Origin of the sequence: Thermanaerovibrio acidaminovorans DSM 6589 (assembly GCF_000024905.1) — a bacterium.
GTDB lineage: Bacteria > Synergistota > Synergistia > Synergistales > Synergistaceae > Thermanaerovibrio > Thermanaerovibrio acidaminovorans.
Genome location: NC_013522.1, coordinates 819,579 through 840,537 on the forward strand (window position 1 = coordinate 819,579; position 20,959 = coordinate 840,537).

Annotated in this window: 20 protein-coding genes, 2 tRNA genes and 1 other RNA gene; 14 read left to right on the forward strand and 9 right to left on the reverse strand. The window is 60.6% G+C overall.

Going from position 1 to position 20,959, the window contains the following annotated elements; translation table 11 throughout:
• The first annotated feature begins 37 nt into the window (after nt 1–37).
• Together der and TACI_RS03980 are read left to right on the forward strand one after the other, a co-directional pair.
• Nucleotides 38–1,369, forward strand: coding sequence for a ribosome biogenesis GTPase Der (gene der, locus TACI_RS03975; RefSeq protein ID WP_012869537.1), 1,332 nt, complete (start codon nt 38–40; stop codon nt 1,367–1,369).
• A gap of 92 nt (nt 1,370–1,461) precedes the next feature.
• Nucleotides 1,462–1,743: an HU family DNA-binding protein gene (locus TACI_RS03980; RefSeq protein WP_012869538.1), complete on the forward strand. Its 282-nt coding sequence runs from the start codon at nt 1,462–1,464 to the stop codon at nt 1,741–1,743.
• Nucleotides 1,744–1,827: 84 nt separating this feature from the next.
• Here TACI_RS03980 and rsmA read toward each other — a convergent pair whose 3' ends face one another.
• Both rsmA and TACI_RS03990 read right to left on the reverse strand, forming a co-directional pair.
• The gene (gene rsmA, locus TACI_RS03985; protein WP_012869539.1) at nt 1,828–2,631 is read right to left on the reverse strand and encodes a 16S rRNA (adenine(1518)-N(6)/adenine(1519)-N(6))-dimethyltransferase RsmA; all 804 of its coding nucleotides are present in this window, start codon (nt 2,629–2,631) and stop codon (nt 1,828–1,830) included.
• 74 nt (nt 2,632–2,705) lie between these two features.
• Nucleotides 2,706–2,783, reverse strand: a tRNA-Pro gene (locus tag TACI_RS03990).
• Nucleotides 2,784–2,982: 199 nt separating this feature from the next.
• Between TACI_RS03990 and TACI_RS03995 the strand changes: the two genes are divergently transcribed.
• From TACI_RS03995 to TACI_RS04020, 6 genes are all read left to right on the forward strand, one after another.
• Nucleotides 2,983–3,225 carry a glutaredoxin domain-containing protein gene (locus TACI_RS03995; RefSeq protein WP_164925138.1) on the forward strand — a complete coding sequence of 81 codons (243 nt, stop codon included), beginning with the start codon at nt 2,983–2,985 and terminating at the stop codon, nt 3,223–3,225.
• 116 nt (nt 3,226–3,341) lie between these two features.
• On the forward strand, nt 3,342–3,722 hold the full coding sequence (locus tag TACI_RS04000; protein ID WP_012869541.1) for a dihydroneopterin aldolase: 381 nt from the start codon (nt 3,342–3,344) through the stop codon (nt 3,720–3,722).
• Nucleotides 3,723–3,724: 2 nt separating this feature from the next.
• Nucleotides 3,725–5,050, forward strand: a complete 1,326-nt coding sequence (locus tag TACI_RS04005; RefSeq protein ID WP_012869542.1) for a hypothetical protein — start codon at nt 3,725–3,727, stop codon at nt 5,048–5,050.
• 38 nt (nt 5,051–5,088) lie between these two features.
• Nucleotides 5,089–6,009 (forward strand): glutaminase A, encoded by a 921-nt coding sequence (gene glsA, locus TACI_RS04010; protein WP_012869543.1) that lies wholly within the window; start codon nt 5,089–5,091, stop codon nt 6,007–6,009.
• Nucleotides 6,010–6,033: 24 nt separating this feature from the next.
• Nucleotides 6,034–6,786 (forward strand): ATP-binding cassette domain-containing protein, encoded by a 753-nt coding sequence (locus TACI_RS04015; RefSeq protein ID WP_164925139.1) that lies wholly within the window; start codon nt 6,034–6,036, stop codon nt 6,784–6,786.
• Complete coding sequence (locus TACI_RS04020; RefSeq protein WP_012869545.1) at nt 6,779–7,723, forward strand: SufB/SufD family protein; 945 nt, start codon at nt 6,779–6,781, stop codon at nt 7,721–7,723. Before TACI_RS04015 ends, TACI_RS04020 begins: the two co-directional genes overlap by 8 nt.
• Nucleotides 7,724–7,799: 76 nt before the next feature.
• Here the strand turns inward: TACI_RS04020 and TACI_RS04025 are convergent, their stop codons facing one another.
• Both TACI_RS04025 and TACI_RS04030 read right to left on the reverse strand, forming a co-directional pair.
• Nucleotides 7,800–9,557, reverse strand: a complete 1,758-nt coding sequence (locus TACI_RS04025) for a PEP/pyruvate-binding domain-containing protein (protein ID WP_012869546.1) — start codon at nt 9,555–9,557, stop codon at nt 7,800–7,802.
• 41 nt (nt 9,558–9,598) lie between these two features.
• Complete coding sequence (locus tag TACI_RS04030; protein ID WP_012869547.1) at nt 9,599–10,342, reverse strand: tRNA 2-thiocytidine(32) synthetase TtcA; 744 nt, start codon at nt 10,340–10,342, stop codon at nt 9,599–9,601.
• A gap of 84 nt (nt 10,343–10,426) precedes the next feature.
• Here TACI_RS04030 and TACI_RS04035 point away from each other — a divergent pair, with 84 nt between their 5' ends.
• Both TACI_RS04035 and TACI_RS04040 read left to right on the forward strand, forming a co-directional pair.
• Nucleotides 10,427–11,596, forward strand: coding sequence for a sensor histidine kinase (locus tag TACI_RS04035; RefSeq protein ID WP_012869548.1), 1,170 nt, complete (start codon nt 10,427–10,429; stop codon nt 11,594–11,596).
• Nucleotides 11,565–12,248 carry a response regulator gene (locus TACI_RS04040; RefSeq protein WP_012869549.1) on the forward strand — a complete coding sequence of 228 codons (684 nt, stop codon included), beginning with the start codon at nt 11,565–11,567 and terminating at the stop codon, nt 12,246–12,248. The genes TACI_RS04035 and TACI_RS04040 overlap by 32 nt, the downstream gene beginning before the upstream one ends.
• 94 nt (nt 12,249–12,342) lie before the next feature.
• Here the strand turns inward: TACI_RS04040 and thiS are convergent, their stop codons facing one another.
• The 3 genes from thiS to TACI_RS04055 are packed head-to-tail and all read right to left on the reverse strand — an operon-like array spanning nt 12,343 to nt 15,191.
• The gene (gene thiS / locus TACI_RS04045) at nt 12,343–12,549 is read right to left on the reverse strand and encodes a sulfur carrier protein ThiS (protein WP_012869550.1); all 207 of its coding nucleotides are present in this window, start codon (nt 12,547–12,549) and stop codon (nt 12,343–12,345) included.
• Entirely contained in the window at nt 12,549–14,744 is a 2,196-nt protein-coding gene (locus TACI_RS04050) for an aldehyde ferredoxin oxidoreductase family protein (RefSeq protein ID WP_012869551.1), read from the reverse strand. Before TACI_RS04050 ends, thiS begins: the two co-directional genes overlap by 1 nt.
• A gap of 57 nt (nt 14,745–14,801) precedes the next feature.
• Complete coding sequence (locus tag TACI_RS04055) at nt 14,802–15,191, reverse strand: 4Fe-4S binding protein (RefSeq protein WP_242601153.1); 390 nt, start codon at nt 15,189–15,191, stop codon at nt 14,802–14,804.
• 217 nt (nt 15,192–15,408) lie between these two features.
• Here TACI_RS04055 and TACI_RS04060 point away from each other — a divergent pair, with 217 nt between their 5' ends.
• From TACI_RS04060 to ssrA, 4 genes are all read left to right on the forward strand, one after another.
• A complete protein-coding gene (locus tag TACI_RS04060) occupies nt 15,409–16,563 on the forward strand; it encodes an ABC transporter substrate-binding protein (protein ID WP_012869553.1) in 1,155 nt (384 codons plus the stop codon).
• Nucleotides 16,564–16,621: 58 nt separating this feature from the next.
• Nucleotides 16,622–16,699 (forward strand) — tRNA-Pro (locus TACI_RS04065).
• A gap of 111 nt (nt 16,700–16,810) precedes the next feature.
• Nucleotides 16,811–17,266: an SsrA-binding protein SmpB gene (gene smpB / locus TACI_RS04070; protein ID WP_012869554.1), complete on the forward strand. Its 456-nt coding sequence runs from the start codon at nt 16,811–16,813 to the stop codon at nt 17,264–17,266.
• 12 nt (nt 17,267–17,278) lie between these two features.
• Nucleotides 17,279–17,630, forward strand: a transfer-messenger RNA (tmRNA) gene (ssrA, locus tag TACI_RS04075).
• 75 nt (nt 17,631–17,705) lie between these two features.
• On the opposite strand, the gene fliD is transcribed toward ssrA, so the two are convergent.
• The gene (fliD, locus tag TACI_RS04080) at nt 17,706–20,201 is read right to left on the reverse strand and encodes a flagellar filament capping protein FliD (RefSeq protein ID WP_012869555.1); all 2,496 of its coding nucleotides are present in this window, start codon (nt 20,199–20,201) and stop codon (nt 17,706–17,708) included.
• 154 nt (nt 20,202–20,355) lie between these two features.
• Nucleotides 20,356–20,928 (reverse strand): hypothetical protein, encoded by a 573-nt coding sequence (locus tag TACI_RS04085; protein WP_012869556.1) that lies wholly within the window; start codon nt 20,926–20,928, stop codon nt 20,356–20,358.
• Nucleotides 20,929–20,959 lie beyond the last annotated feature (31 nt).

Consider the following 20,959-nt stretch of genomic DNA (forward strand, 5'->3'; position numbering starts at 1 on the left):
GAAAAGACACTATTCCTAATATCAAGGGGGTGATTACATGTCCGTGGTTGCCATAGTGGGTCGTCCCAACGTGGGCAAGTCCTCCCTCTTCAACCGCTTGATCGGGAGGAAGCTGGCGATAGTGGAGGACATACCGGGGGTCACCCGGGACAGGTTGTATGCGGAGACCGAGTGGGACGGCAAGCGGTTCTATCTGGTTGACACCGGTGGCATAGAGTCCGCCTCACCCCATCCATTTCAGGATGTCATAGCCAGGCAGGTTCAGATGGCCCTTAAGGAGTGCGACGTGGTCATCTTCCTTCTGGACGGGAAGGAGGGGGTGACCGCCGGAGATGAGGCCATAGCCGAGATGCTGAGGCGCTCCTCGAAGCCGGTGATCGTGGCCATGAACAAGATCGACAACCCGAAGCGGGAGGACAACGTGTTGGATGCCTACTCCCTTGGGTTTCATACCGTCATGGGGATAAGCGTTGAACACGGCATAGGCATAGGGGACCTTCTGGACTCGGTGGTGTCCGCCCTGCCGGATGAGGGGGAACCGGATGGGACCGATGACGGGGTTATAAAGTTATCAGTGGTGGGCCGTCCCAACGTGGGCAAATCCTCCCTCTTCAACCGGCTCATAGGCCAGGAGAGGGCGGTGGTCAGCCCGATCCCGGGCACCACCAGGGACACGGTGGACGTGGACGTCCGCCTTGGGGATGTGGACGTCCGGCTGATGGATACCGCTGGCATGAGGAGAAAGAGCCGGGTGGACGATCCGCTGGAGTACTATTCGGTGGTGAGGACCCTGAAGGCCATAGACAGGTCCGACGTGTCCCTGGTCCTCATGGACGCCACGGAGCTGCTCACCGAGCAGGACAAGAGGTTGATGCTACACGTGGAGGAGCGGGGCAAGGGGTTGATCATAGGGGTCAACAAGTGGGACCTGCTACCGCCCCGGGAGGACCTGGGGGACGTGATCAGGGACCAGATAAGGGATCAGATGCCCACCCTTTCGTACGCCCCGCTGATCTTCCTGTCTGCCAAGACCGGGAGGGGGGTTCACCGGTTGCCCCCGCTGGTGTCCAGGGTTTACGAGAACCGGCGCCGACGCCTTAAGACGTCGGACCTTAACCGTCTGCTCAGGGACACCCTGGAGTTCGAGAGGATGCCCGGGGACGGCAAGGGCAGGTATCTAAAGGTGTACTACGCCACCCAGGCGGACACGGTACCCCCCACCTTCATCTTCTTCGTTAACGACAGGGATCTGGCGGATCGGTCCTTCACCAGGAGGCTTGAGAAGCACATCAGGGCCCTGGGCGACTTCGAGGGGTCCCCGGTCAGGATCTGGTTCAGGAACAGGGATTCGTCGGATCAGGGGCGGTGAGTCCCTCTGCCCTTGACCAGTGGGGCATGGGACCATCATAATTGACCGAGGCTTGTTCCCCCAGGGGAATTTCATTTCGGAGGTGAACGGTTTTGACTAAGGCAGATCTTGTTAACGAGCTGGTAAAGAGCGTGGAGGACATCAGCAAGAAGAAGGCGTCGGAGGCTGTGGACGCCATCTTCAACATCATCCAGGAGGCGCTGGTCAAGGGCGACAAGGTGCAGCTGGTGGGCTTCGGCACCTTCGAGGTTCAGGAGAGGGCCGCCAGGCAGGGCAGGAACCCCCAGGATCCCACCAAGACCATAGAGATACCTGCCAAGAAGGCTCCGGTCTTCCGGGCCGGCAAGTCCCTCAAGGACGCGGTCAACCGCTAGACGGTGGCTGGGCGCTCGTAGTGGGAACGTAGCGAGGGGAGTCCCTAGGGGGGCTCCCCTCGACTGCTCATGCGATTTCGGTTGTCACCATTCGTACCCTCGGGCAAGGGTTAGCCACTGATCCAAGGTGAGCTCCTCCGCCCGGGCGTTGGCCATCAAGCCTAGGGCCTCGATGCGGCGCTCCCCCTCCTCCCTGGGTATGCCCGCTGCCTGCCAGTTGTTCAGCAGGTTCTTTCGCCTCTGGGAGAAGGAGGCCTTCAGCATCCTCCTCCATCTCGGATCGGTTGGCAGTTCCCTGTTTTTGTCGATGTCGATCCGGATCACCGAGGAGTTGACCTTGGGTATGGGTCTGAAAGCCCCGGGGGGGACGCTAATGGCCTTGGATACCCATCCCATGGCCTCTAGGGTTACGCCCAGGGGGGATCTGTCCTTGCCCTTGGCCCCCTGGAGCATCCTCATTGCCGCCTCCCTCTGCACCATAAGCACCATCCGGACCAGCCCCAGTGGAGCCAGCTCCTCCAGGAGCTTCCAAACGATGGGGGTTGTGATGTGATATGGCAGGTTGGCCACCACTTTGGTGGGATGAAAGGGTATGTCCCTTGAGAGGTCCAGTCTAAGGGCGTCCCCCCAGATCAGGGAAAGCCGTGGATCCTGCTGGGCTATGGGGCTTAAGAACTCCTCCAGCCGCCGGTCCAGTTCCACCGCTACCAGGGCCTTGCACGGGGTGGCTAGGATCTGGCGGGTCAAGACCCCCTTACCGGGGCCTATCTCCAGGACGATGTCCTGGGGGGATATCTGGGCGGCATCCACGATCCTCTCCGCGATGCCCCGGTTTATGAGGAAGTTCTGACCTATGTCTGTGTTGTGGACGAACCTCTCGGAAGGCAAGCTAGACCCCTCCCACGGCCTCGTCAGCCGTACATAAATAATAAAGGCGGGGAAGGATCCCCGCCTTTCAATCCTGGTCGGGATGAGAGGATTCGAACCTCCGACCACCTGCACCCCATGCAGGTGCGCTAGCCAGGCTGCGCTACATCCCGAAAGCAAGTGTATTCTATACCTGTTCCCCCAGCAGGTCAAGACCGGGGATTGAGAGGTATAAGAGGCGAAAATTTTTGCTTCCGTGAGGTCCTGGCCCGGGGGTTGACTTGGGACCGTTTGGTGGTAGCATATACCCCATAAGGGTATGTTATGCCGCTTTAGAATAGCTGGCACAACGAACGGATGGAGGCGATGATGATGCAGGTTAAGGTTTTCTCCACGAAGACTTGTCCCTGGTGCGTGAAGGCGAAGGATTACCTCAAGTCCCTCAACGTGTCTTACGAGGACGTGGATGTGAGCGCCAACCGGGAGGCCGCCATGGAGATGGTTAGGGCCACCAAGCAGATGGGGGTGCCGGTGATCCAGATAGGTGAGAAGTACATCGTGGGATTCGACCAGGGGGCCATCGAGAAGTCTCTCCGCGAGGCGGGGATCATTTAGGACACTTGCTTCTGCCTCAGTGGGCCGGCTATCCGGCCCACTTGCTGTATATGGGGGGCACATTTGGTATCATGTAGGGTGTAAGTAAAGCCCACACTGCTTAGGAGGCGATAGCCATGCTAACCACCATGACCATCAAGGGGATCCACTTTCACGCTTTCCATGGTGCCCTTGAGGTGGAGAGGGAGTTGGGGCAGGTTCTGGAGATAGAGCTCAGCATCTCCTACGACGTGGACCCCTCCTCCCTGGACAAGGACAAGATGCCCCCAATAATGGACGCTTCCGTCTACGATATAGTCCAGAAAGTGGTCATGACCACCAAGTTCAAGGCCATGGAGGGGCTGGCACTGGAGATAGCCCGTCGGATAATGTTAACCTACAGCGTGGCTGAGCTGGTCTCGGTGGTCATAAGGCGCAGGCAGCTTTTCATCCCCGGGGACGTCCAGTCCGCCGAGGTGGAGATAACCGTGGACCGCGAGGACCTGGGGGAGAAGTAACCATGGAAGGATCCCTTAGGTTCGCCTTCGGCGCCGCCTGGGGAAGGGACCTCCCGACTGGGGAGGTCCTTGCTTCCCTTAGGGGTAGCCTGGAGTCCGCCTTCGTTAGCCTTTCTTCCCGGGCTAATCCCTCTTGGCTTGGGTGGATGGACCTACCAGATCAGCCCCTGGATCAGATATTGGAGGCCGCCCGATGGCTCCAGGGTTTCGATGCCTTCGTTCAGGTGGGTATAGGTGGTTCCGCCCTGGGGAACCTGATGCTTCACCAGGCCCTGGTGGGTGACCTGGTCCTAGCGGACAGGCGCCCCGCCTTCTTCCTGGCGGACAACCCGGATCCCATGAAGCTGGAGGAGATCTGGGCCAAGGTCAAGGACACCGACTTTGCCCTAGTGGGGGTCAGCAAGTCGGGGTCCACCGCGGAGACCACCTCCCAGTTCATGTGGTTCCTACAAAGGCTGGGGTACGCCACCGACCGGGTGCTCCTCATCACCGATCCCCAAGGGGGGGTGTTCAGGGCCTTCGTAAACGAGACCGGGTGCAGGAGCCTTCCCCTCCGGTCCGACGTGGGGGGGCGCTACTCGGTCCTTAGCCCCGTGGGGCTCCTCTCCGCCGCTGCCTTGGGTGTAGATGTGGCGGGCATCCTTAAGGGGGCCAGGTCAATGCGGGACATGCTCCTGGCGGATGGGGCCTTCGATTTCAACCCGGCCATGAGGCTGGCCTGCGCTCACCTTTACCACGAGATATCCGGCAGGCCCATTGCGGTGATCATGCCCTACTCTAGCAGGCTCGAGCGCTTCGCCGAGTGGTTCGCCCAGCTGTGGGGGGAGAGCCTGGGGAAGGCGGGAAGGGGTACCACCCCGGTGAGAGCCCTGGGGGCCATAGATCAGCACTCCCAGGTCCAGCTCTACATGGAGGGGCCCGATGACAAGTTCTTCACCTTGATAGACGTCAAGTTCCCCAGCGACCAGGTGATACCCCAGGTGCCGTTCAAGTCCCTGGAGCCCATAGGGTATCTGGCGGGGCACGGGTTGGGGGAGATGCTGAGGAGCGAGGCAATGGCCACCGCCGCCTCCCTGGCGGGGCAGGGGCGCCCTGTGGCCTGGATAGAGATGGAGGGCCTCACCCCCGAGTCCTTAGGGGAGCTCATCTTCTTCTACGAGTTCACCACCGCCCTGACGGGGCTGGCCATGGGCATAGACCCCTTCGATCAGCCGGGGGTGGAGCAGGGGAAGAGGTACACCTATGGGCTCATGGGGCGCCAGGGCTTCGAGCAGGATGCCAAGCGGGCCCGGGAGTCGTTCGGCCAGATAATGAACGACGTCATTTAGAGACCTCAGATGCGTTTAATTGTGGGAGGTACCAGGTCTTGATAAACAGCGTTTTGGAGACGGTTATCCAACAGGTTCGTCCCCTGGCCCGGCAGGGTCGGGTGGCCACCTACATCCCCGAGCTTGGCAAGCAGGATCCGGACCTCCTGGGGATCGCCATGGCGTCGGTCCAGGGTGAGGTATGGACCGCCGGCGACTGGGACAGGAAGTTCACCATGCAGTCCATATCAAAGGTGGTCTCCCTGGGGCTGGCCATGGTGGAGATAGGGGAGGAGAGGGTCTTCTCCCGGGTTGGGGTGGATCCCACCGCGGATCCCTTCAACTCCATAATGAGGCTTGAGATGGTGGCGCCCCACAGGCCCCAGAACCCCCTCATAAACGCCGGTGCCATAGTGACCCTGTCGCTTCTTCCCCATGGGGAGGCCCGTGAGCGCTTCGAGGCGGTGAGAGACCTGGCAAGGCGGCTCACCGGATCCCAAGACCTGAACCTGGACGAGGCGGTCTACCTGTCCGAGAAGGAGACCAGCGACAGGAACAGGTCGTTGGCTTACTTCATGAGGAGCGTTGGTGTCCTGGAGGGGGACATAGAGGACATCCTGGACAGCTATTTCATGCAGTGCAGCCTGAGCGTTAACGCCCGGGACCTGGCGGTCATGGGTGCCACCTTGGCGTCCGGCGGGGTCAATCCCTTCACCGGGGAGAGGGTCCTTCCTTCCAAGGTCTGCCGGGTCCTGAGGGCCCTAATGGCCACCTGTGGCCTTTACGATGGATCCGGGGAGTTCGCCGTCCGGGTGGGGGTTCCCGCCAAGAGCGGCGTGGGGGGAGGCATCGTGGCGTCGGTGCCGATGCGTTACGGCATAGGGGTCTTCGGACCCGCCCTTGATCCCAAGGGCAACTCCCTGGGGGGCATAGCCATGCTGGAGAAGCTGTCCCAGGAGCTATCCCTCCGGGTCCTTTAGGCTTCTAGAGAGGAAGGCTTGACGATGACCAACAGAGAGCCGTTGCTTTTGGTGGAGGACCTGGAGGTCCAGCGGGAGGGCAACGTAATATTAAAGGGCCTCGACATAAAGGTGAACCGGGGGGAGGTGGTGGGGGTACTGGGCCGCAACGGGGCGGGAAAGTCTACCCTGGCCTACTCCATAATGGGGCTTCCCCAGTACGCTCCCTCCAAGGGCAGGGTGATCTTCGAGGGGCAGGACGTGACGGATTGGAGCATAACCGACAGGGCCCGGGCGGGGATAACCCTGGCGTGGCAACACCCGGCCCGGTACGAGGGCATAACCGTCGGGGAGTATCTCTCCCTGTCCCGCAAGGACCTGGGCCGCCAGGAGCTATTGGAGGCGTTGAGCCTCGTTCAGCTGGAGGGGGCTTACCTGGATCGCCGGGTGGACAAGGCCCTATCCGGCGGGGAGAGGAAGAGGATCGAGCTGGCGTCGGTGTACCTGATGCGCCCGAAGCTGGCCATCCTGGACGAACCGGACTCCGGGGTGGACCTGTTGGCCCTGGTGGAGATAATGGAGCTCTTCCGCAGGATGGTCCGGGAGGGGAGCTCGGTGCTCATAATAACCCACCGGGAGGACGTGGCCGCCCAGTGCAACAGGTCCTACCTTATATGCCGGGGGCACGTGATCCTGGAGGGGAGCGCCGAGGCGGTCAAGCGTTACTTCATGTCCCAGTGTGAACCCTGCTCTGATTCATCCCCGGACCTGGTTGGGGAGGTGGCCAAGGATGTTTGATGTGGCTTCCGAGTACAAGGCGTTGGTGGAGGTGGCGGAGAGGAGCTCCGGTGCCCACTTCGGTAGCCCCGACACGGTGTCGGTGGTGGTGCACGGCAACAAGGTGCTGTCCTCCCTCGTCCTACCCGGGGTTGTGATAGATGCGGAGGAGACCCAGGACGGCATAAGGGCCCTCATAACCGTCCAGGAGGGGGTTAAGCTTGCCAAGCCAGTTCACATCTGCTTCGGCCACCTGGGCAGGGAGGGTCGCCAGACCATAGACACCAAGATAAGGATGCGCAGGGGTTCTCAGGCGGTCTTCCTGGCCCACTGTGTCTTCCCCAACGCGGAGGAGTTCCTCCACCAGATGGAGGGTGAGATCCACCTGGAGGAGGGTTCGTCCCTCACCTACAACGAGGTTCACGTCCACGGTCCGGAGGGGATGATCGTGGTCCGCCCCAAGACCAACGTGGTGTTGGAGGACAAGGCGATCTACCGGGGGGATTTCACCCTGGTGGAGGGCCGGGTCGGAGACCTCTCCATAGACATCTACGTGGACGCCAAGGGGGTGGGCAGCTCGGTGGAGATAACCTCCAAGGTCTACGGGAAGATGGACGACCGTTGCCTTGTCCAGGACGTGGTGAAGCTATCGGGCCGGGACAGCACCGCCCTGGTGAAGGCCCGAGTGGTCCTCAAGGACAGGAGCACCGGCACCTTCTACGGGACCATCGATGGGGCCGCCCCGGGGGCCAGGGGGCATGTGGACTGCACCGAGATAGTTCAGGGTGAGGCGGTGGCGGAGGCCTCCCCGGTGGTCCGGGCCTCTCACGCGGAGGCGGAGATAACCCACGAGGCTGCCATAGGCCGGATCGCGGACGACAAGATCGCGGGGCTGATGGCCAAGGGGCTCACGGAGGACGAGGCGGTGGACTTCATCGTTTCCGGGCTTCTGAAGTAGGTTAGGGGCGCCTGGCGGATATGGCGGCAGAGGGATGGGGAGAGCTGAGCTCCCCCCATCCCTTCAAGTTTCAACGTTAGTCTTCGCACGGGGGATTCACTCGGTTGGCCACCACCACCCCCCGGTTCTCGGTGCCGTCCGAGTAGACTGAGAAGCTACCCCGGTAGATCCTTATGGCCATGTGGGGGCCCTGGACGAAGGGGGCGGAGTCGAACCAGTCCTGGTCGAACAGGTTTCCAGTCTCCCCGTCGTATACCGGAAGGTACATTACGTTGTCCGTTTCCAGATCGGAGAAGAAGTGGGTGCCGTAGGACAGCTCCGGCATGTGCCCCGACTTTGGTATCCCCAGCTCCACGATGCAGGCGCACTGGGTCAGCTCGTTGTATTGGACCGGCACCCCAAGCTCCGGGTTGCTGGAGCCCACCCTACCTGGGGCCACCAGTACGTATCTCTGGTCCCCCATGGACTGGTTGATATATCCTATCCCCCTGGCAACCGAGTGGAAGTCCGGATCCGAAGAGTATATCCGGTAGTCCACGTAGACCAGATAGGGTATGTCCTCAAGGACCCCGTCGGTCACCATCCGGTCCGCCATGAGGATCACTTTTCGCCCCGTGAGGTCCGGGATCTTGGCGGAGCCCACCGCAACGCCTCCGATCCAGAGGGGCCTGGATTGCAGGAGCTCCAGCTGGTCCTCCGTGGGTTCGTAGGCGTATTCGATGTCCGCAGGTACCCCCATGCTCTGCTCCAGCAGGGGCAATAGGGCCCTCATGCGGTCGAAGAACCTGCGACACTTCTTGGGGAAGTCCTCGAAGGTGAAACATATCTTGGAGTAGGCGTTTGGGATCTCGGTTGAGTAGTCCACCGATGAGAAGTAGCCCGTGTCCCCGTCCACCGTGTACAGCTGGGCGAAGGTCCCCAGGTTTGGGTGCCAGCGGAGGAGCTCCCGCCACAGGGTCTTCACGTCCAGGGTGACCAGCTCCTCGGTGGTGCCGTCGATGGCCTGGAACTTTTCCTGGGCGTGCTTCATTATCTTGTAGGGGTTGGACCCCTCGGGCCTAAGGGCCGGGTTGGTGAGGGAAAAGGTCCTGGCGTACCCCCGTTTGGTGCTCATGGTCCCAAGGCCGAACACGAACCTAAGGATCCCGTCCTCCATCCTGATCCGGGTTGTCCAGCGCCTCACGTTCCTTGAGTAGCCCACCCCGCCGGTGGTGGGGTAGTAGTACCTGCCCCTCCAGCGACCGGACATCCTCATGACGATTATCCCCATCAGATCGTCCCCCAGTTGGTGCTTCTTGCGGTAGCTAACCGCGGTTGGGAAGTAGGTTCGGGCGTATATGCGGAGGATCTCCTCCTCCACCCTTCGGACCCTCTCCTCTAGGGATCCCCGGTTCATTAGGAAGGTGGACCTGTACTTGCCCGCGAAGGAGTGCTTGATGGAGTCCTCCAGCACGCTGCTGCTCCGAACCACCACCGGATCCTCCACCCGGGATAGGAAGTCCCTCAAAGGGGGGATCACGTAGTCCGGAAGGCGGGTGGAGAGGAAGGCCGCCTCCACTGCGGTGCCGTCGTCCCCTATCAGGGACTTAACCCGGTCCTGGCCCCCGATGCTTTCCATGACCTGAAGGAACACGTCGGTGCCTATGAACATCGATGGGGGGATTCTTACCGACGCCAGGAGCTCGTTGCCGCTTGACCAAAGGCGCCTTGCGGCGTAAAGGAGGGACCTCCCCTTCCCCCCGATGGAGCCGGTGCCAATTATCATGGGCCTGAAGTCCTCGTTGTCCCTGGGGTCCCAGGAGAAGTATCGCTCAAGGGTCTCCTGATCTTGCACTGGTGGGCCTCCTCTCTTGGGTCCTGATGCTTCCTTGGGTTCTAGCCCTCACGCCCCCATCCCAGGGGACGTGGAATGGACGTAAGGGCGTTTAGTATGTTGCCCGTCACGTCCGGCACCTCAGACTCGATCTCCCTTATGAGCCCCTTGACCCTGGTTCGCTGGGTTACCCTCCCGAAGGGACAGGGGGGGGCCATGGTCTTCAACCCCAGGCGGCGGACCTCCGCCTCTATGGCGGATTCCCGCAGTAACACCAGGGGCCTTATCACCTTTACGTTGGAACGGGACATGGTCATGGCGGGCTCGAAGGATCTGAAGCGGCCCGCCATCAGCAGGTTCATCATGGCGGTCTCCACCGCGTCGTCCAGGTGGTGCCCCAGCGCTATGGCGTTGCAACCCCTCTCCCGGGCCGCCGAGGCCAATATGCCCCGCCTCAGGTTGGCGCACAGGCTGCACGGGTTCCTCTCCCCTCGCCCCTCTATTATCTTGAACGTGTCGTGTCGGATGAGCACGAAGGGTACCCCTATATTAGCCGAGAACTCCTCAAAGGGGGCGGGGTCCATCTCCCCCCCGGTGGGGTCGATGAAGCAGGTCATGAGGTGGAACCTCACCGGGCTCCGGCGCTGAAGCTCCCGGAGGCAGATGGATAGCAGCATGCTGTCCTTCCCCCCCGACAGGCCTATCATTATCCTGTCTCCTGGGGCTATCATGGAGAAAAGGTGGACCGCCTTGCCCACCTGGTGTCTTATGTTCCTGGATGGAGATGGGGTGTTCTCGTCAGACATCGGCTCTTCTCCCGGAGGTTGAGTTTCGTGTGGTCGTGTCCGAATTATAATGGTGGGGAGAGATTTTGCCAGGGGGGCTGGGGTTTGGAGAAGGACGGTTGGATCAAGAAGATAGACGAGACCATAGACGTGGCGGCCAAGTCCCTGGACTCCAGCATAGAGACCGTACTGGACATAAAGGATGAGATAAGAACCAGCGTCAAGGAGAAGCAGCGAGAGATAGAAGAGTTGAGGCGGGAGCTGGATGATGTGATGGCCGCCTCGGACTCGTTGGCGGAGGCGTACAAGAAGGCCCGGGCTCGTCTAGCCAAGGGGGCTCAGATGAAGGATGAGGCCCTGCAGGCGGAGGCCTACGAGGAGGCCTCCCGGCTAATGAAGCTTAAGGGAAGTTTCGAGGAGAGGGAGCGGAACCTGAGGCGCCGGCGGGATCAGCTGGAGAGGGACAAGGCCAGGCTCGAGAGAATGCTGTTCAAGACCGATGAGACCATGTGGAAGCTGAAGCTGGCGCTGGCGGTAATAAGGGAAAACGCCGGTTCCCCCAAGCTCAATCCATCGGAGGCCAGCTACAGGGATCTGGCCATGGCCCTGAGGCTGGTGGAGCAGGAGAGCCTCCGGCTGGCCAGGGACGTTCACGACGGGCCGGCCCAGCACTGCTCCGGTGCGCTCCTAATATTGGACAAGCTCGAGTCCTGCGTGGCCGGGGGTGATGCGCCAGGCGCCATGAGGGAGATAGAGTGCCTTCGGGAGCAGATGCGGGATGCGGTTTTGGACTTCAGGAACTTCCTTTGGCGCCTCAAGCCTTCAGGGTTGGACCTAGGGCTGGAGCACGGGCTAAAGGTCCTGGCCCAGGTTATATCCGAAAGGTACAAGGTAAAAGTGGACGTGGTGGTTAAGGGAGGGGCCGACTGTCTCAACGGTCCGGGCAGGGCCAATGCTTACCGGGTGATCCAGGAAGCGGTGACCAACGGCATCCGTCACGGGGGCGCCAGGAACGTTAAGATCCTGGCGTCCTTTGGGGACGCGGCCGCCACGTTCAAGGTCCAGGACGATGGCAGGGGCTTCGACCCCGAGGAGGCCAGGGCGGAGGCCCATAGGAGGGGTTCCTTCGGCCTCGTCAACATGGAGGAGCGGGTGCGGTTGTTGGGAGGCACCCTGAGGATAGATAGCGCCCCCGGCAAGGGGGCGGCGGTAGTATTCAGCATACCCCTTGGGAGGTTGGACCATGAGGAAGATACGGATAGTTCTGGCGGATGACCATAGGCTTTTCCGGGATGGTCTGCGCCGCCTCCTCGAGATGGAGAAGGACATGGAGGTCATAGGGGAGGCGGAGGACGGGGATGCCACGGTGGAGATGGTGTCCGCCCTGAAGCCCGATGTGCTTCTCTTCGACATCCACATGCCCAAGAAGGACGGGATCCAGGTGGTCAAGGATCTAAAGGCCATGGGGTGCTCCCCCAGGTTCGTGGCCATTACCGCCTTCGACGACGATGACCACATAACCGCCCTCTCGTCGGTTGGGATAGATGCCTACGTTCTCAAGGCGTCGGGCATGGCGGAGCTACTGTCCGCCATAAGGTCCGTCTACCGGGGGCACTCGTACGTGGATCCGAAGGTGGCGGGCAAGTTGCTCAGCACCTTCAACAGGAGGAGGGAGGAGCGGGACCTTCTGTCCCGGCTAACCCCCAGGGAAATGGAGGTGCTCTACTGGATCTCCCAGGGACTCAACAACGGGGAGATAGCCCGGAAGATGGTCCTCTCGGAGAAGACGGTGAAGAACCACGTGAGCCACATCCTAAAGAAGCTGGATCTGGTGGACAGGACCCAGGCGGCGGTCTTCGCCTGGAAGAGAGGGCTGGCCCAGCTGTCCAAGGAGGACCTGTTGCTGGTTGGGAAACTATCGGATTGAGGGGATCTCGGTACTGGGACATTAAGGTGAGGGGCGGACCATCTAGGTCCGCCCCTCACCTCCTTCAGCGACCCGTTAAGTTACATTGGGTTCATCAGCCGCCACTTATCATGTGAACCACCTGTACCTTGGCCCCCTTGGGTATGGGGGTGGAGTCGAATCGATCCCGCTCCACGGGTCGATCGTCGATCCATACGGCGATCATTCGGAAGGTGAACCGCTTCTCGTCCAGCAGGTCCTTGACGGTCATCCCCTCTCTCCAGGGGTGCCGATCTCCGTTGACGGTGATGAAGCTATCCATCAGTTGTCCCACTCGTCCTCCGGGCGCAGGTGCTTCTTCAGCACCTCCACCACCTCAGGGGTGTCTATGCCGAGGCGCTTTACGGTCTCAAGGGTGGGGATGCCGTTCTTGTTCCATCCCCTGCGCTTGTAGACCGCATCAACCAGCTTCTCCCACTGGGCCCTGCGGTGGGCTTGGAGCTTCTCGATCTTTTCCTTGACCGAGAGTCCCTGGGGGTCTATGCCCGCCTCCCGGAGCTTATCGTCGAAGTAGTCCGGCCTTGCCATGTACTCGTCCTCGAAGACGGGTCCCAGGCCCCTGGCGGGGATGTTGTGCCACTCCCTGGTCCCCTTGCCCATCCGGAGGTTGAAGACCCGCTCGAAGTTGTAGACCTTCTCGGACTGGGTGATTATGTCCTCCTTGGTTATGTTCTTGCCCGTGACGGCGTTGAAGATATCCACGTAGTTCTGCACGTGCTCGGGCACCTTGGCGGCCTCGATGCCCTTGTAGCGGATGTGGTTGTCCGCCGGCTCGATGTCGTTCCAGGGTAGCTTGCAGAGGCCCACCAGGGAGAACCAGAGCCGGAAGTTGGGGAAGTAGTAGAGGGCCTCCGCCTTGTCCTCGAAGGTGGGGAGCTGCTTGTTGACCATGTCCATGAAGATGAGCCACGCCTCGTCGTGCTGGGGACCCTTGAGGGTGAGGAAGTAGCCTCCCCACTGGGCGATGGACTCCTGGCACCGGTACTGGGAGACCTCCAGGCCCTGTCCCTCCATGCCGATGTCCTCCATCACCTTGCGGTCCGCCCCGTACTTCTCGCTGAGGAAGTCCTTGAGGTACCTTATGCCCCGGCTGGCCGCCACGGCGAACTCGTCGGTGCCCTCCGCCATCCGGTGGATCATCTCCATCATGGCGTCCTTGTTGCCGAAGGTGAGCTCAAGGCCGCCGGTGTGGTCCTTGTTGATGAGCCCCAGCTCGTAGCACTCTGCCAGGAAGGCCAGGATGGTGCCCAGGGATATGGTGTCGAACCCGTAGTGGTCCGCGTAGAAGTTGGCCTCTATGGTCCACTTGGGATCGAATATGCCAATGACCGATCCGAGGGATGCGGCGGTCTCGTACTCGGGGCCGTCGACGGTCACCTTCTTGCCCTTCCAAGGTCCGGTCTTCAGCTCGAAGTTGTCCGCCGCCTTGGCGCAGGAGAGGGAACAACCGTACCAGCACCCGTCGGGGAGCCCCTGGGTGAAGAGGCTGGTGTAGACGTCCGAGTGGATGTTGTTTATGTCCGGATGCTGGCCGAACTTGTAGTTGTTGACCGGCAACAGGTGGTAGTCGTTCATGACCTCGTTGAGGTGGGCGGTGCCGACCTTGCGCATCTTGCACTGCACGTCATCGTAGTCGTGGATCTCTTTGTGGAGCTTTATGCCCACCTGCTGGAGGGTGGCCAGGTCCGCCGGGTCGTTCTCCACGCCGGTCACCTTGCGCTTCTTGACCACTAGGGCGTGGACCCCCTTGTGGCGGAGCACCGTGCCGCCGCCACCCCTGCCCGCCTGCTTCAGCCTGGCCACCTTGCGGCGCAGGTCGTAGAAGCTGAAGTTCATGCCGCAGATGTAGCTGTGGGCCGCCGCCTGGCCAGTGGAGACCACCGATATGGCCCTCTTGCCGTTCTCCCTATCCTCATCCTCTGCGGAGAAGTAGTCGTGGAGCTCATCGGTTATGGTGTAGGAGTTGTCCTTGGGGCTGAAGGGGGACTCGTATATCTCCACCTTGCCCTGGTCCCCGTCCACGAAGATGATCACGTTACGGTCCGCGATGCCCCTCAGCTCGAAGGAGTCGAAGCCGGAGAACTTGATCAGGGGACCGAAGTACCCCCCCGCGTTGCTGGCGTAGGTCTGCTTGGTGGCGGGGGAGAGGAAGACCGAGTAGCACTTGCCCGCCCCGGGGTACTGGGTTATGCCGCAGAGGGGGCCGCCGGATATGATGATCTCGTTCTCCGGGTCATCCCACTTGGTGTTCTCGTTGACCGCCTCCCAGAGGAGGCCCAGGCCGAACCCCCTTCCGCCGGTGAAGCGCTCCACGAACTCATCGGACAGGGTCTTGGTCTCGAAACGGTACTTGCCGTCCCGGTTGCCCAGGTCAACGAGGCAGACCTCCTTGGTGTAGCCCCGGTGAATGGGCTTGGGCGTGTAGGTCCACTGGGCGAGAAGCTTCATCTTCTCCATCTCGTTACGCTCCTTTCGTGAGGACGTCTATGGTTAACCCTAGGCTTGCTGGCGGATCTAGCCTATGATCTCCAAGGCACCGGTGGGGCATGCCTTGGCGCAGAGTCCGCAGGCGATGCACTTGAAGGGCTGGCTCTGCTTCTTGGCGTTGAAGAACATGCTAGCAGTGGGGCAGTAACCTACGCACATCATGCAGGAGGTGCACTTGTCCTTCCTGAGCTGGACCACCCCGTTCTTGTCCCTCTCCAGCGCCTGGGTGGGACACACCTCTATGCAGGCGCCGCACTGGTTGCAGACGTTCAGGTTAGGCATGTTGCCCACGTCGGACACCCTTATCCTGGAAAGCTCCGGGTCCTCCTCCTTAAAGTAGGCCTTGGCGCAGGCGGCCATGCAGGCGCCGCACCGGACGCACTTCTCCGCATAGGTCTTGAGGAGCTTCACTTCCATCCCTCCCTTGGATGATCGAAGCTACGGGTTCCCCCTCCCGCTTCTTGTGTACATGATACCATATGCATGTTTGACGCAAGAAGTCCCGAAGTTCGAATAGGCGAAAAATTCCCCCCCCGATCTCTCCGTATTTTAATGGATATATTATGCAACTCCTCTCCTGTGGATGGTAGAATCTTTGGCAAGTTCCGCATCTTCATTTGGGAGGTGTTGTGGAGTGAGGAAGAAGTTTGGGATCCTGGCGGTTGCCGTGGCTCTAGTGGCCCTGTTCGTGGGGTCCGCCATGGCGGGGGAGATCAAGATTGGCTACCTGGCGGCCCTCACGGGGGACTATGCGGGTTACGGCCAGACGGAGCTTAGGGCGGCCCAGCTGGCGGTGGAGGAGATCAACGCCAAGGGTGGGGTCCTGGGGAACAAGCTGGTCCTGGTCCCCTATGACTGGCGCACCAGGGCGGAGGACGCGGTCAACGCGGTGCGCCGCATGATCGATCAGGACAAGGTGGTGGCCATAATAGGGGCCAACGCCTCCGGGGCCAACATAGCCACCGCTCCCATCGTCAACAAGGCGAAGGTCCCCCAGATAGGTACCGTCTCCACCAACCCCCTGGTCACCGTGGATGAGAAGGGCAAGGTTCGCCCCTACTCCTTCCGAATCTGCTTCACCGATCCCTACCAGGGGAAGGTTCTGGCCAACCTGGCGGCGGTGAAGCTGGGCAAGAAGAAGGGCGCCATGCTCTACGATGTGGCCTCCGACTACTCCCAGGGGCTCAGGGAGTTCTGCATCAAGGAGTTCGAGAAGCTGGGCGGCAAGATAGTGGCTGACGAGGCCTACAAGGGCACCGACACAGACTTCAGGGCCCAGCTCACCAACGTTCGCAACTCCGGCGCCGACGTGCTCTTCCTGCCCGGCATGGGCAAGGACATGGCCCTCATTATCAAGCAGGCCCGGGAGCTGGGGATGAAGGACCTGGTCATAATGGGCGGCGACGGATACGCGGACTTCATGTACGAGATAGCCGGTAACGCCCTGGTTGGGACCTACTGGGTGAACCACACCTCCCTGGAGGACCCGGGGATGCAGCCATTCTTCAAGGCTTACAAGGAGAAGTATAAGGACGAGTGCAAGGAGTTCGTTAACGGCGTTCTAGCCTACGACTCGGTCTACTGGCTGGCGGACGCCATAAAGCGGGCCGGCAAGGTGGACGGCACCGCCATAGCCCAGGCGCTGGAGAAGACCAAGGACCTGAAGCTCCACCACGCGGTCCTCTCCATAAATCCTAAGGATCACAACCCCCTCAACAAGACGGCGGTCATCCTCCGGGTCGAGAAGGACGGGAAGGCTCACTTCTTCACCAGGATACAGCCCAAGTAGGCATCCATACGGCTCCGATTTGACGGGGCGTGAAAGGGGTGCTAAAATCTCCTCCGTTCGGGGCGTAGCGCAGTCTGGTTAGCGCGCTTGGTTCGGGACCAAGAGGTCGGAAGTTCAAATCTTCTCGCCCCGACCATGAGATCGCAAGGGGGCCCAGTGGGCCCCCTTTTCTCGTATGGTTTGGGGCAGCACGAGTTGACTATAGATGACTTTGCGTTTAGAATCTGGTTTGAACGGAGGTGTTAGGGTGGGGGAAGACAGGGTAGTGGCCCAGAACCGGAAGGCTCGCCACGACTACTTCATCCTGGACACCTTGGAGGTGGGGATGGTCCTCACCGGCACGGAGATAAAGTCCTTGCGGGAGGGTAGGGTTAACCTAAAGGACGGTTACGCCACCGTCAAGGACGGGGAGCTCTGGTTGTTGGGGGTGCACATAGCCCCCTACGAGAAGGGGAGCTACTACAACGTGGATCCCGAGCGTCCAAGGAAGCTTCTGGCCTCCAAGGGGGAGATACTCAAGCTCTCCCAGCGGATAAGGGAGAAGGGGCTTACCCTAGTTCCCCTTAAGATATACATAAAGGGCAACCGTTGGGCCAAGGTGGAGCTGGGGATAGCCAAGGGTAAGGCACTTCATGACAAGAGGGACGCGTTGGCGGAGAAGCAGGCCAAGAGGGAGATGGAGCGAGCCATCAAATCTCGATGATTCGGTTTTAGAGGGGGCGACAGGTTTCGACGGCAACAGGAGGGTTTAGGAGAGCGGGCCGAGGTTGGGACTTCCTCGTTAATCTGGGTCCCGAAAAGAAAAACGCCAACGATAACTACGCTCTGGCTGCTTAGTTAGCGGCCACGCTCCTTGGGATCGCGCCGCCGGATCTCAAGAGGGCGTCACTTAGGCGGCTGGATGGGTGGTTTAGCCTTTCGGTCACCTGTCGAGACTCTAGGAAGGCCCGGGTAAGGGGATCCCGCCCGTGGGAGCCTCTGGCCTTAAACTAAAACGCGGGATACGCCCGTAGCGCTTCTAGGCTGGCCGTTGTCGGACGGGGGTTCGATTCCCCCCGCCTCCACCATTGAGTAAAAACTTAGTTTAAAACGAGGGGGGACGCCGTTGGGCATCCCCCCGTTTTATATCCTCCAGCCTAGGCTCAGCTCCTGCCCATCCCGTTCAGCTGGGCCACTATACCTGCAAGCCAGGAGAGCTGCTGGTTCATCCTGGATATGGTCTTCTCCATGGCCACGAACTGGTTGTAGTAAGACTGCTGCATTATCTTCAGTCGTACCTCGAAGTCCGATATCCTCTTGTCTATGGTCTTTATCTGGTCGTCTATGGACTTTATCCGGCCGGATATGCGACCCTTGACTACCGCCTCGTTGCCCACGCTGACCTGGGTTGAGTCCACCATGTTGCCCAGGAAGTCGTCCAGCTTGGACATCATGGAGGACATGAGGTTAGCCATCCCGTCGTTGTCGCTCCCCATCCTGTTCATGAAGGTTTGAACGTCGAACTCCAGCTTTCCGCTCTTCCCGTAGTTGGCCTTCTCGGTGGTTATTCCCCCGTAGGATATGGAGCTCCTCGAGTTGTCCTGAGAGAGCCCCAGGTTCGTTAGGTTGCCCGTGGTGGCTATGGATACCTTCCCGGAGTGGTAGGTGTAGGCCACGTTGTAGCTCCCGGTGGGCCTCCTACCCCCATCCAGCCAGACAACCCGGCTCTCCAGGGCCCCGTTCGAGTTCTCCACCGTCTGGATGGTGTAGTCCACGTTCTCCGCGTAGGTGGTGGAGCCGCTCCTTATCACCATCTTGCCCGATATTGGTGGGTTGAAGTTGGGGGTGTAGGGGAGCCGGTCCCAGTTGGACGAGGTGTTCCGGGTGATGGTGTCCGACACGGTCATCGCCCCGGTGTTCTTGGACTTGGACCTGACCACCAATCGGCCGTTCTCGATGGAGACGTCCAATGGGACCGTGGACCCCTTGGCGGATCCGCCGCTACCGGCGGTCATGTCCGTCAGGTTGGTCAGCTTGGTCTTTATGGTCTCCAGGGAGTCCGAGGGGGACACGGTGATCTTGGCCCTCATGCCCTCAACGTCAATCACCATTTCCCCCGACAGGTTGAGGGGTGACGTGGTTGAAAGGTAGCCCCGGGAAGTGTACGCATTTGGAAGGTTGGAGAGGGGATAGGAGAACATCTGCCTCATCTGGTCCTTTATCTGCCAGAGGAGCGAGTCCCCGTGGAGCAGCCCGAACTTCTTGTAGAAGTCATCGTTCTTGTTGGAGCTAGAGCTATTCTGGGTCTTGCTCTCCTCCGACAGGCGGATGTTTATCCAGTCCATCACGTCGTTGTAGGCGGTGACGAAGTTCTGTAGCCCCTCCACCGCCTTCTTGGCGTCAACGGTGACGTCCATCTTGACGGTCCCGGTCCCCACCAGGTTCAGCTTCACCCCGGCGATCAGGTCCTCGATGGTGTTGCTGTCCTGCTCTATCTGCTGGCCGTCCACCTCCAGGATGGCTTTCTGGGCCGCCACGTGCCTCGAAGGGTCCATGAGGCCCAATCCGGTGCCCGCCAGACGGTTCCCGGACACCAAGGTCCCCGACACGTCCTCCAGGTAGAAGGGGTTGTTGTTCGAATAGTAGAGGTACTTGACGGTGTAATCGGTCCCGTCCGCCGGCTTTGACGAGGATGTCCACGTTACGGTCCCGGTGGAGGAGTCGTAGGTGAAGTGCTGTCCCTCCACGTAGGTGGTGCTACCTTGATTTATGATGATGACTGATGGCCTCGGGGCTCCGATGGATAGGGTGTCGCTGGCCCCCGTTCCCCTGGTCACCGTCTCGGTGTCCTGGGAGTAGGTGACGGTGAACTCCGCCCCCTGCGCGGGCTTGTTGGAGCCCAGCCAAGTTATGGATCCCTTTGTGGGATCGTAGGAGAAGTCGGTCCCCGCGGTGTAGGTAACCGAGCCGGACTTGACGGTAACCGAGCTTGGGTACCAGCCGTTCGCCTCCCTGGGTAGGTAGACCACGTCGGAGCTACCCATGGTGAAGTTCTCGGAGGCCTTGGGCCCCGAGGTCCCAAGGCCTGTGGAAGAGCTCTCCAGGACTATCCGGTTGTCCAATATCTTGCTGGTGATGGCCAGCGGCTTACCGGAGCTGTCCAGTGCCTTCTGGATCTTGTAGTTTATCTCCCTGAGGGAGTCGGAGTTGTTGACCGTAACCTCCGCCCACTGCTGCCCCACGTATATCCTGAAGGTACCAGACAGGTTCAACGCCTCGCTCACGCTGTCGAACCTGTCGGAGGTCCTGCGCTCCGCCTTGGCTATCTGGTTCACCTTCAACGTCCACTGGTTTATGGCGGCGGAGGTGTCCGCCGTGGCGGTTAGGATGGAGTCGGCGGACTTGCCCGCCTCCAGGCTCACCAGCTCCGCCTGTTTCTTGTTGTAGGTGGACGCCAGCTTGAGGGACGTTATGCTGCTCCTAAGCTGCTTCATGCTGGCGGAGAGCTCTTCGTAGAGCCCCTTCTTGAGCTCCAGCTTGTCCTTCTGCTCCTCCCAGATCTTCTCCGGCTTCCGGGCGTTCTCCATTATCTTGTCCAGCATGGTCCCCCAGTCTATCTGGGAACCTACGCCGGTGAACTGAAACAGGGGATCCCCCATGGGCGGAACCTCCCTCCAGGTTTATTTGCATTTAGGACCCAACAGCCCTGCTCAAGGATGTTTTCGGAACCGTGGCCGCCCCCCTTTAGGGGGCGGCCTAAACTGACGAGGGACGGCCCATTGAGCCATCCCCCGTTTGCTGCCTAGCTCTGATCTACCTTCCGTCGGCCCTCCCGTCGGTCCACGCGGTCCTGCCGAAGCAACCGGGTCTCGTGGCCAATGGTACCTCGGTCCACCCCCAGGGGGTCACCACCACCGCCCTTATGTCTATCCCCTGATCCCTTAGGACCTTGATGTGCTCCAGGTAGGCGCAGACCTCGGCGGTGATCCAACTGTCGGTGACCAGCCATATGCGGGAGCAACGGCCCCTGCTGAAGATGGCCCCGTGGTCTATGGCCATCCGAAGGGCGTTCTCGAAATCAATGTACCCCACCCCCAGGACCACCGCCTCCCGGTGCCCCTTTAGCTCCCCGTTGGAGGGCATCAGATCCGCGAAGGCCTCGACCCAGGAGATCTGGGGGAGAAGGGCCTCCCCTTCGTAGTCCCCGTTGCCCCAGTATAGTTCATCGATGAACGTGGGATACTTCTTCTCCGCCAGGTAAGTAAGCCACTGCTGGATCTGCTGTAGAAGCTTTTCCAGGTAGCCGGGATAACCGTCCATGGCGCTCAGTATCTGACCCACCGTGACCGGCTTGTCCGGAAGGTCATCGGGGTGTAGCCTGTTCATTTGATATCACCTCCCACCCCTTCTTATCGCT